Origin of the sequence: Microvirga sesbaniae, from assembly GCF_025460805.1 — a bacterium.
In the GTDB taxonomy this organism is placed as follows: Bacteria; Pseudomonadota; Alphaproteobacteria; order Rhizobiales; family Beijerinckiaceae; genus Microvirga; species Microvirga sesbaniae.
This window is the reverse complement of the sequence record NZ_JAMXFJ010000073.1, coordinates 1-10,521: the sequence shown is the minus strand read 5'-3', so window position 1 is coordinate 10,521 and position 10,521 is coordinate 1. Positions and strand designations below refer to the sequence as shown.

Here is a 10,521-nt window from a genome sequence, read left to right as displayed (position 1 = left end):
GCAGAACCGCCTCGCGTTTGCGATGGCGCGACATGCGCCCACCGCGGCCCGGACCGGCCGCATCCTTCATCGTCTCTGTCATCGTCATCACCCTTCTGCGGATCCCGTCCGCTTATAGGGTGTCTCAGGAAACTGTGAGGCGGAGGAAGTCGACGCTCCGGTAACGGATTGGTCTGCCGAGGCGGAGAAGGCAGCGCGGGAGGCCCTATAGCCGCCTAGTTTGGCACAGATGCGAAGGACGGAAGCCCAAACAGCCTTAGAGCACCGGAACGAGCTGCAAACCATTGGCAACGAATTCAGGGCCTTTCGGGTCATACGCCAAGCGATCAGCGCACAACCCCACGCTGAGCGATCTCTGACAATGGTCAACCGGATGAAATTGGAGCTGAAGGCCCGCCTCGGTAGGCTGATCAAGTAACCCTTGTTCTGATTGCTAAGAATTAGCAGCCCCTCTCCTGCAAGCTGCTTTGACCGCCTTCAGGCTTCCATCTTCGCGCCACTCTCAGGGGTTACACTTCAGAGACGTGAGCTTCCCCGAGGCATCATCTTGAGATAGTATCGCGGCTCCGCAAGCATTCGTGTGATTCAGCATGCTGGTTTGGGGCAGCAAATGCAAAATGACCGGCTCGAATTTCTCGACAATCTGCGCGGGATTGCGGCTCTCTACGTGCTTCTTTTCCACGTCTATCGGGTGTCGACGCCGAACCTAGCGCCCCCTCCGGCGTTCGCGCCCTTGATTGAGTTCGGGTATTCAGGAGTGTGGCTGTTCTTTGTAATCAGCGCATTTTCCTTGAGCCTGACGATGCCGCGTCATATCGCAACTGGCATGCCTTTGGTGAGCTTCGCAACCAGCCGCTTCTTCCGGATTGCGCCCCTTTTCTATACAGTAATCATCTACTCCACTTTACACTATTGCATAACAAGGTGGAGTGCGCCCGACTGGGGGCTAATCGCTGGGTCCGTTTCGTTTCTCTTCAATCTCGTTCCGAAATGGAGCCGGAGCGCCGTTGCAGGAGGGTGGGCGGTTGGCGTGGAGATGATATTCTATGCCATCTTTCCCCTGCTGTACTTCTTCGCCAAGGGCATCAAGGCACGCCTCATAACCTTCTTTGTGGGGCTCGTTATCTACTACATCTTTGCCAATCACTTTTCATGGTTGGTTTCTAACCCGCGTTTGTGGGCGCAATTTGATGCTGGCTCGATAGTGCGCTTCTTCCCCTCATTCACGTTGGGCTTGCTTGCCTTCGAAGCCTATGTCGCACTCAAGGTGAACCCGCGGGCCAAACTTTTCGGCTCAGCAGCTCTTGCTGCAGGCCTGCTCCTGTTCTCATGGCAAGTATCCAGGAGCCTGGGATGGGGCATCTTTCATCGAGTCCATGTCGACACCATCGCCTACGCCTTGATCTTACTGAGCGCCGCTTTGTGCCAGCCTCGCGTTCTGGCATCCCGTATTCTGTCGTACTATGGGCGGATCAGTTATTCTGTGTACCTTTGGCACATCCCGCTGATTGTACTGAGTGGCCCAGTACTGCAGCGCGTGTATGCCAGCGATGGTCCTCAATGGCTCCGTTTCGCTGCCGTCTCAGCAATCGTGCTTGGCTTAGCTACCATCATCGCCCACGTCAGCTATCACGGGATCGAGCGCCCGTCCGTGGAGTACGGCAAACGTCTCGTCAAGAAGCTCTCAGAGGCACAACGTCAAACCGAATAAAGTAGCCCCCGAATTGACCGGACACAATCTCCCACCTCGCTAAGAGACAGGAGTAGTGTTAGGCCCATGATTGGTTCATCCTCGAAGTTAGAGCATCGGACGCTCAAACGGACACACATCCAGATGCCCCAAAGAAATTCCAAGATTCTTGCGGCTCAGACAAATCGCAGATATCGCAGAGGACGTGCCAGAGCGCATCAAAGGTTAGGACTTTGGTCTTGCCGCCTGACGAGTGCCTTCCGATCGATGCATTGTGTGCTATACCAGTTACCGTAAAAAATCCGTTTGAATGGTGCGCTCGGGACTATGCTCGTGCCGGACCAAGCGCTCATGCCCATCCGGGAACTTCGGATCGCGAATGCTAAGTAGTCGGCCCTGAATAATGCGTCGGCACGAAGCTGGCGTTGGTTTCAGGCGGCTTGAGAAGTATCCGGTTGCGCGGATGAGATGATCAGAGCTGCCATGAGCCAGGCCACAAAAAGCCTGAGCCAGTTCAGGATCAGCCGCAGATTGTGCCCGGCGGCCACCAGCAGCGCATTGATGGCGTCGCCGGCGGCTCCGAGCAGGTGATTGCGTCCCAGTCGCCCGTCCGCCTTCATGTGTCCGATCATCGGCTCGATCGCCGATCGTCGCCTGAGTTCCCGTCGGATCGTCGGTGTGAGTCCCCGCCGCTGTCGCGTGATGAACACCCGATCCGTCTTGGCATAATCATGCCCGCGATAACCCTGGTCGACATAAGCCCGCTCCGGCTCGACGCCTGTCAGCACGATGACCTGGCCGATGGTGGCGTCCAACGTATGGCCGTCATAAGGATTGCCCTCCGGCGCCTTGGAGGCGAGCACGAAGCCTTCCCGGTTGGTCACCGCCAGTGCGACCTTGGAGCCAAACTCGTACGGGCGATGCGCCTTGCCCTTGGCGATGCACACCACCTCGGGCGCATGCAGGCTATAGAGCTTGTTCTTGCTCGTGCGCTCCTGCACCAGCAGGCGCTCCACGAGGCCGAGCAGAGGAGCAAACCGGCGTGAGAGAACCTCATCACCGGCGACTTTGCGGGTGACATCGCGGTACACGCGTCCGAGATAGATCTTCAGCCGCTTCAGTTCGCGGCGCATGCGCCGCATCTGACGGGCATGGGCGTAGCGGCCGACCTGCACGGCCGCGCGTTTGGCCAGACGGGTGTGGGTCTGCCGCAGCTCGAGGCCATGCCGCTTGGCCTGCCGCACCAGAGCCTGCAGCGCCTTGAGATAGAGCTTGGCGTCGGTGGGATAAGTGATGGCTCTGGGCTGCACGGTGGTGTCGACGCTGATCCGCTCCAGGCTCGAGGGCAGCACCGCGCCGCTGTCCAGCCCGGCCTGGATGGTGGCCGCCAGCAGGCTCTCGAGTCCGTCGGGGCCGAGCCGCTTGCGCCAGCGCGTCAGCGAACTGGGATCGCACGGCAGCTGATGCTGGAAGTACTCACAGCCACAGAACCACTGGTAATACGGGTTCTCGATCCAGCGCTGCACCACCGCCTCATCGGACAGGTTGAAGGTGTGCTGGAGATACGACAGCCCGACCATCAGGCGCGTGGGTTTGGCGGGCCGCCCCAGGGGCCGATAGAAGCGGCCGAACTCCTCATCAAATCTGTCCCAGTCGATCAAAGCAGCCAGGCGGAACAACGCGTGGCGGGGATCGAGGATCTGGTCGAGGCGGCTGCGGTAGAGATCGCCGGAGCTCGGCATTGTCGGCTTGGGTCCCATGGCAAAACACCAGGTTTGAGCGGGTCCGTCCCCAGATGCTGGCATTCTACAATGCTTCGTGACAACGAAGAATCCTTCTGCCTCAATCAGTTGTGGGTTATTCAGGGCCGACGACTTAGTGATAAAACACCGGCTCGGAGAATATCCTGCGAGGGGTCGTCAACTGCATCTGGCTGACACAGGCGCAAAACGTTGGCAGTGTCGTTCGTGGCGCATCGCTCTCTCGACGAGGTTCTAGCAGACTCGTCACCCGTCTCAATACACCGCCCTTCCAACACCGTCATCACTCAGCTTCTGAAATCACTCGCGCTGAGTAAGGCCCGTGGTTTGGAAGAGATAGTAACTGGTAAATCGCACCCCTGCCTGTGCCGCCCGGCTGAAGAAACCGAGCGGTGTCGCGTCGGCAGGGCGAAGCACCTGATCAAACGCCCAATCGTTCGAGTTAATGAAGCTAGGTACAGGACAATGCTCAGGCACAGCGCAGATGATTTTGGGGAGGTGCCGGTTTCTGAATAGATTGTAGGTGTAGTCCCGTGTTACTGGTGCGGCAGGAGTCACGTGGTGAGCAGACATCATGGGGCCTCTCCCCTAAAGCCAGCGTTTGAGAGTTATTGATTTTCTATGCCCGGTACATTGTGCATAAGGGCGCTGCCATCGCGCAGTACTCCTCGAGAGTCTTCGTGAATGGACTGTAGCGGGATTTGCGGAGGCTCTAAATCCTGACAGGATAGAGCCATGACGAGGAGAACACCACCGTAGTCACCAGAGATGACGAACCTCTGCGGTGATCGGCCCTTGTGACAGACCATGCTCCTCACACCAGGCCTGGAGCGTTTCCGCCGCTGCTGCACCGGTCAGCCGGCTGCTGAGGTCATGAATCAGGGCATGGGGCATGGGGTGGAGTGTCATGACGGTTGCGGCGCTTCCGCACTCATCCTCGCCTGGTGGCCGATCACATGCGGGTCCAACTCGAGCTCGCGATCGTCCAGAGCTTTCGGCGGCGGAATCAGGAGAACATTGTTGATCAGGCGCGTAGGCCCGCCATAGGCGGCCACGCAAAGAGCGGTCGGTTTCTCGGCCAAGCCCTGGATAGCGCACACGGTCCTGGCATCCTGCAGCTCGAGATACTGCAGCTGGTCGACCTCGGTCATCTGCGATCGGGCAACTGCGATCAGCCTGTCGCTGACGCACTCGCCCTCCCCGTACGCAGTTTCCGCGGCGAGCAGGCTGCGGTCGAGGCAGAGCGCTCTCGTACGATCGGTCGGGCCGAGGTTGCTGTTGCACCTGATGAGTGCCAAACAGTCGGACTCGCGCACCGTCGGAACCGTGACAACCTCGATGGGAAGATTGAGATCCCGCACCATCTGCCGGATCACGGCGCATTGCTGGAGGTCCCTCTGGCCGAGGAAGCTAGCGCTGAAGAGTCTTGCTGCACCCATGGTTGGTCCCTATCCGCGCAACATGATCCGATTTCTCAGTGATGCGATTGCCGAAAACAGAACAGCGCCACTGATCGCTCCGAACAGTGATGCTCCAACAACATGCGTGTAGACATTCTCCGGGATCTGCATCGAGAAAGAGGAATAGATCTGATGGACAACGCTCAGTGCAAAACCGGTCAGCCCGCTATAGCGCAAGCTGGCTGAAATGCTCGACGTCAGCGTCGGCCTAAGAGGCTTTACCATGGGCGGCAGCCGTCCGATCGGCCTCCTGTGCGTCTGACACTAACAGTCGGGGCCTCACTCGACTGTGCCGCGACGTGAGAACCGGCGACGCAGTAAATTGGATGACCCAGTGAGGCTCGATCGACACCTCCACAGCAGTCTTTGGATTGTGCTGCAAGCGCTGAGCCTTGTCGTGCATAGTAACGATGCCGAATGAAGAGAGCTTCACGCTCTCACCGTCCTCCAGCGCCGCGGAAATTGTCTTGAAGACCTGCTCAACCAGATCTGCGGCGTCGTCCTTTGTGACGTTGCCCTGCTGGTACATGGCTGCTGTTAAATGGGCGTGGGTTACGCGCTTGCCTATCATCAGCACTCTCCTACTGGGGTTGGAAGGGGGGGCGTCCGTTACCAGAGCCCAACTTTAGGAGGAGCGACATCCTCCGAGGAGCGCAATCACAGAGTAAACGGGAATCGCGCAAATCTCTTACCATTTTATGTCAGCATTTGAACACTCGTCATGTGAAGGTAGCTGATTTCGGCTTTTTACCTATCAAGCGCAAGATCCGTGCCAGAAGGCAACAGTTTAGGTCACACAAAGCGCATTGTTCTCATCTTGCCCCCACACGTTACCCGAGGTACCTTTCTTGACCACTCGGAACTCTTGGCGACTGTTGCGAACCTCGCTAACGTTGAGCTTCAGTGGGCTGTTGCAGCTAGAAAACCGGCGCCGGATATACAGTATCGCGCCTCGGAAGCTAGTAATGCTGAAATTGAAGAAGACGATGTAGAGCGACCGTGGTGTCATTAGTTCAAGGGCGACATAGGAAGATTTCATGGAAAGAAGAGCTGGCTCGGGAAATTTGAACAGCGGGATAAGTGGAGTTTCTGCCTGACTGTAGCCAAAATGGCTGCCAGACAGGAGAGACCATGAGCAAGCGACCCCGCCGGAACCACTCTCCGGCTTTCAAAGCGAAGGTGGCCCTTGCCGCCGTGAAGGGTGAGAAGACCCTGGCCGAGCTGGCCCAGCAGACCGTATGTTCGTTGCCGGCGGAGGTGGCTCGTCCACACTATGCGATGAGCGAGGGTTGCGCCGGATGGGCCGGCGTCGAGCCTCCCGCGCAGGGGACGAGCCATGCAGCAGAAGAGCAAGGTGTTTGTCGGTCTGGATACCTCGAAACTGAAGATCTCCGTCGCCGTGGCCGAGGACGGCCGCCAGGGCGAGATCCGTTTTCTCGGCGAGATCGACAACACCCCGGAGGCCGTGCGGCGTCTGGTGAACAAGCTGGCGAGCCGGCACAGCGAGTTACTGTTCTGTTATGAGGCCGGTCCAACCGGCTATGGCCTGCAGCGCCAGATCTCCGCGCTCGGCCATGACTGCGCGGTCATCGCCACCTCACTGATCCCCAAGCGCCCGGGCGAGCGCGTGAAGACCAATCGCCGCGATGCCCTGAGCCTGGCCCGGCTGCATCGGGCCGGGGAGCTGACCGCCATCTGGGTGCCGGATCCAGGCCATGAGGCGGTGCGCGAGCTGGTGCGGGCGCGCGAGGCGGCCATGGAGGATCTGCGCGAGAAGCGCCAGTACCTGCAATCCTTCCTCTTGCGCCATGGGCGGATCTTCTCCGGCCGCAAGCCGTGGACCCGGGCGCATGCGCGCTGGCTGGCCGAACTCATCTTTGAGCATCCGGCTCAGTACTTGGTCTTGGGCGAATACCGGCAGGCGATTGCGGATGCCGAGGCCCGCTTGGAACGACTGACCCAGCAAGTCGCTGAGGTGGTCTCGACATGGTCGATGGCACCCGTGGTCGAGGCTTATCAGGCCCTGCGCGGGGTGGCGCTGCTCACCGCAGTGACCTTCGTGGCCGAGATCGGCGATGTGCGCCGCTTCGAGAGCCCGCGCCAGCTCATGGCCTTTCTGGGTCTGGTGCCATGCGAAAGCTCGACCGGCGAGCGGGTCCGACGGGGCAGCATCACCAAGGCTGGCAATACAAGGGTCCGTCGGGTTCTGATCGAGGGCGCCTGGACCTATCGCTTTCCGGCCCGGATGAGCCGCGTGCTGCAGGAACGCCAGGAGGGCTTGCCGGCAATCGTGCGGGCGATTGCCGGGAAGGCGCAGCTGCGGCTGTGCGCGCGCTATCGCCGGCTGATGGCGGCCGGCAAGCGCCAGACTGTGATAGTCACCGCCATCGCGCGGGAGATGGCGGCGTTCCTGTGGGCGATCGGCCGCGAGATCCAACCCCGTTCGGCCGCCTGAAGGCGCACAAGGACAAGATCTCACGAAGAACCGGATCACGTTCGACTGACATCTGTGATTGCGCAGCACCGGAGGCAGAGCCTCGGTGGGGAATCCTCGTACGAATTGTGTGGCCGATGGGACATCATTGACGCCCGCCAGCAGATCGAGGCAGCCCCGGACGAACACACGGAAATGCGGTGACCAACCCGCGCATCAGAGTCTGCTCGACCGTCGTCTTGACGGCTCTGTCTCCGGCCCTGCGCAATTACTCCATCCTGCCACGTCCGGCTCCCGTCTTGGGATCGTACTCCCACGTCCAAGCTCATTGACAACGAACATCAGAGTTCGATGTTCATCCCAACCAGATCACCCAGTGGAAGGCGCAGTTGCTCGAGGGAGCCGCCGGCGTGTTCGGGCCCGAGCCCAAGGCCGGAACGGGCACGCCGCCGCTGGATGTAAAAACCTTGCACGCCAAGATCGGCGAGCTGACCCTGGCCAACGATTTTTTGGAAAGCGCGCTCGGCAAAGCCGGAGTGTGGCCGAGCGCAAAGCGATGATCGACCGCGCGCATGCCCTGCCGCTTAGTCGGCAGGCTGCGGCGCTCGGGATCAGCCGGGGCTGCCTCTATTATCGACCGCAGCCTGCCTCGGCGGCCGATCTGGCCCTCATGCGGCGGATGGGCGAGTTGCACCTGGAGTATCCCTTTGCGGTCAGCCGGATGCTGCGCGACCTGCTGCTGGCGGAGGGCTTCACAGTCGGACGCCTGCATGTTTCCACGTTGATGAAGCGGATGGGCATTGAGGCGCTCTATCGCAAGCCAAACACCTCCAAGCCGGCACCAGGGCACACGGTCTATCCCTATCTCCTGCGCAAGCTGTCGGTGACGGGGGCCAACCAAGTCTGGGCCATGGACATCACCTACATCCCCATGGCTCGCGGGTTTGTCTATCTCGCGGCAATGGTCGACTGGTTCAGCCGGCGGGTTCTGGCCTGGCGGCTGTCGATCACTCTGGAGGCCGCCTTCTGCATCGAAGCCGTGGAGGAGGCGCTTGCCCGGTATGGGCGGCCGGAGATCTTCAACACCGATCAGGGGCGCCAGTTTACGTCGATGGCCTTCACGGATGTCCTGCTCAAGAACGAGATCGCAATCAGCATGGACGGTAAGGGCGCCTGGCGCGACAACGTCTTTGTCGAGCGGCTCTGGCGCAGCGTCAAATACGAGGAGGTGTATCTGAGGGCCTATGACAGCGTGTCCGAGGCCCGCGCCTCAATCGGCCGCTATCTGACTTTTTACAACAGCCGGAGGCCTCATTCATCCCTTGACCGCAAGACACCCGATCAGGCTTACTTCGACCCGCTGCCGCAGCTTGCGGCGGCCTGACCCCGGCAGACGCTCCACTTATCCAGCCGAAAACGCTGTTCAAACAAACCAAGCCACCTCAGTCTTCTAAGGCGCTTGAGCGCCGCTGGCCCGCGATTTGCCTCTCTTGTTGAGTAAGCGACTCGGCCTGCTGAATACCGCCAGGTCCTAAAGGTTCAAGATGCAAGAGGACACAAAACGTGGATAGCGGCAGCAGTGGCGGAACGTTGGCGTGGCACCAGCCGATAAGTGGTTTCTCGGCGGATCTGTCCGTCCTCGGGATCGCATTGGTTTGGGGTGCAAGCTATCCAGTGGCGAAAGGTGCGCTCGTTTTTGCACCTGTTCTCGTCCTCATCTTTTACCGGTTCCTGATCACTGCAGTCGCCATGTCCTTTGTCGCACACAAGGAAATTGCCGCAACCTTCGTGGGGATTGTGCGCGCGGCGTTGTACTGGGGGCTATCCTGTTTGCGATTCTCTTAGCAGAGACCTATCGCGTGTCCTCAACGAACGCCTCAAATACCGCGCTGATCATCTCATTGTGCGTTGTTTTCACGCCCATCTTTGACTATGGACTCTCAAGAAAGTTGCCGCCGATTGGCGTTCTGGCCGGCGCCGGATGCTCTTGCTTAGGTGTCGCCACCTTGATGGGAGGAACGACCGCTTTCACCTTCGGGGATCTTCTTGTTCTGAGCGCCGCCGTATTGCGGGCTATTTTGGTGGTCACGACGAAGCGGCTGATGGCCGGTCGCCCTGTATCGTCAGCCGCCTTGACGACCCTTCAAGCCTCCACTGTCGCCATCCTTACGGTTACGCTCTTCCTGCTGCAGAGTGGCGCTTCCGAATAGGCGGTGGTCAGTTCTGGGCATCCGTCGCCTTCCTCTCACTCCTTTGCACAATTGCGGCCTTCTATGTTCAGAACGCTGCCATTCGGGGCAGCACGCCGACCCGCGTTGGCCTGCTGATGGGTACCGAGCCGCTCTTTGGCCTCCTATTCGCTGCCGTTATTGTGTCTTAACCGCTGACACTTCCCAGCCTCTGCGGGGCCGCCCTCATAATCGTCGTAACCACCGCCGGTACTATCGTTGAGAGGAAGATGGGATCATGAACACTCCAGCGTCACCCATAAATCGGCTGATTGGTCGTATTGAAAGCTTTGAAGATATCGTGACCTTTAGCGATCACTCTAAACCGGTCGTGACAATGTTCAGTGGCGGCTTGGATAGCACTTACCTGCTTTCAGACTTCAGGAACTCGGCTTTCAGAATATCGATGCCGTTGCGGTCGGCGCGGGCGAGCCCATCGACCAGCCACTGCTGGAGCAGACCGCCGCAAGGTTCGGCGCCCGTTTTATCTGCCTTGATGGCCGGGGGGCTTTCATCGAAAGGGGCGTCAAGCCGGCCATTCGGGCCCATGCCAAGTATCTCGGCAATTACCCGCTGAGCAGTTCGTTGAGCAGGCCGGTAATCGCGAGTATAGTTGCCGATCATGCGGCGACCATTGGATCGGAGCTGCTCCTTCATACGGCAAACCTGTCGCAAAATAGCCTGCCGCGCCTCAACAACAGTATCAAGCGACACGGCTTTTCCGGTCTTTTCGGCAGCCCCTATGTTCAGTCCGTTGTCTCGAGGCAACAAAAGGCTGCGGCCCTTGCCAGTATCGGGCTCACTTTCCTGACGGATCGCAATGTGCTCGTCCGCTTCAGCACCTCAGACAGGGTCGGCATGCGAGCGCCTTTGGTGCGCGGCCGGCCCGCCGTCCCCGGCCGGCGCCATGGGGCCGGCTCGTAGAGAGCCGCATCGAGCCGCAGCCGCG

General features: G+C 59.7%; 9 protein-coding genes and 2 pseudogenes. 7 read left to right on the top strand and 4 right to left on the bottom strand.

The window, feature by feature from the left end; translation table 11 throughout:
• Positions 1–580 precede the first annotated feature (580 nt).
• Positions 581–1,711, top strand: a complete 1,131-nt coding sequence (locus OCW50_RS32040) for an acyltransferase family protein (RefSeq protein ID WP_210804923.1) — start codon at positions 581–583, stop codon at positions 1,709–1,711.
• 410 nt (positions 1,712–2,121) lie between these two features.
• Here OCW50_RS32040 and OCW50_RS32035 read toward each other — a convergent pair whose 3' ends face one another.
• From OCW50_RS32035 to OCW50_RS32025, 3 genes are all read right to left on the bottom strand, one after another.
• The gene (locus OCW50_RS32035; RefSeq protein WP_262300299.1) at positions 2,122–3,450 is read right to left on the bottom strand and encodes an IS5 family transposase; all 1,329 of its coding nucleotides are present in this window, start codon (positions 3,448–3,450) and stop codon (positions 2,122–2,124) included.
• A gap of 905 nt (positions 3,451–4,355) precedes the next feature.
• Positions 4,356–4,889: a pantoate--beta-alanine ligase gene (locus OCW50_RS32030; RefSeq protein WP_114949004.1), complete on the bottom strand. Its 534-nt coding sequence runs from the start codon at positions 4,887–4,889 to the stop codon at positions 4,356–4,358.
• 229 nt (positions 4,890–5,118) lie between these two features.
• Entirely contained in the window at positions 5,119–5,481 is a 363-nt protein-coding gene (locus OCW50_RS32025; protein WP_114949005.1) for an HU family DNA-binding protein, read from the bottom strand.
• Between the two features lie 560 nt (positions 5,482–6,041).
• Between OCW50_RS32025 and OCW50_RS33705 the strand changes: the two are divergent.
• The 6 genes and pseudogenes from OCW50_RS33705 to OCW50_RS31995 all read left to right on the top strand — a co-directional run.
• Positions 6,042–6,143: pseudogene (locus tag OCW50_RS33705) on the top strand (transposase); the annotation flags it as partial.
• 103 nt (positions 6,144–6,246) lie between these two features.
• Positions 6,247–7,365: an IS110 family RNA-guided transposase gene (locus OCW50_RS32020; RefSeq protein ID WP_262300298.1), complete on the top strand. Its 1,119-nt coding sequence runs from the start codon at positions 6,247–6,249 to the stop codon at positions 7,363–7,365.
• An 85-nt stretch (positions 7,366–7,450) separates the two neighbouring features.
• Positions 7,451–8,728, top strand: coding sequence for an IS3 family transposase (locus OCW50_RS32015; RefSeq protein WP_315974513.1), 1,278 nt, complete (start codon positions 7,451–7,453; stop codon positions 8,726–8,728).
• Between the two features lie 179 nt (positions 8,729–8,907).
• On the top strand, positions 8,908–9,189 hold the full coding sequence (locus OCW50_RS32010; RefSeq protein ID WP_247654113.1) for a hypothetical protein: 282 nt from the start codon (positions 8,908–8,910) through the stop codon (positions 9,187–9,189).
• Between the two features lie 14 nt (positions 9,190–9,203).
• Positions 9,204–9,554 carry a DMT family transporter gene (locus OCW50_RS32005; protein ID WP_262266510.1) on the top strand — a complete coding sequence of 117 codons (351 nt, stop codon included), beginning with the start codon at positions 9,204–9,206 and terminating at the stop codon, positions 9,552–9,554.
• A gap of 420 nt (positions 9,555–9,974) precedes the next feature.
• A pseudogene (locus OCW50_RS31995) lies at positions 9,975–10,220 on the top strand (argininosuccinate synthase domain-containing protein); the annotation flags it as partial.
• Between the two features lie 98 nt (positions 10,221–10,318).
• Here the strand turns inward: OCW50_RS31995 and OCW50_RS31990 are convergent.
• Positions 10,319–10,521: hypothetical protein (locus OCW50_RS31990; RefSeq protein ID WP_262300297.1), on the bottom strand; the 203-nt coding region annotated here is incomplete at its 5' end.

What these genes read in the sequence shown, in the direction of transcription:
- OCW50_RS32025 (WP_114949005.1), bottom strand. Translation starts at nt 5,481, where the DNA reads ATGATAGGCAAGCGCGTAACCCACGCCCATTTAACAGCAGCCATGTAC.
- OCW50_RS32020 (WP_262300298.1), top strand. Translation starts at nt 6,247, where the DNA reads ATGCAGCAGAAGAGCAAGGTGTTTGTCGGTCTGGATACCTCGAAACTG.
- OCW50_RS32030 (WP_114949004.1), bottom strand. Translation starts at nt 4,889, where the DNA reads ATGGGTGCAGCAAGACTCTTCAGCGCTAGCTTCCTCGGCCAGAGGGAC.
- OCW50_RS32035 (WP_262300299.1), bottom strand. Translation starts at nt 3,450, where the DNA reads ATGGGACCCAAGCCGACAATGCCGAGCTCCGGCGATCTCTACCGCAGC.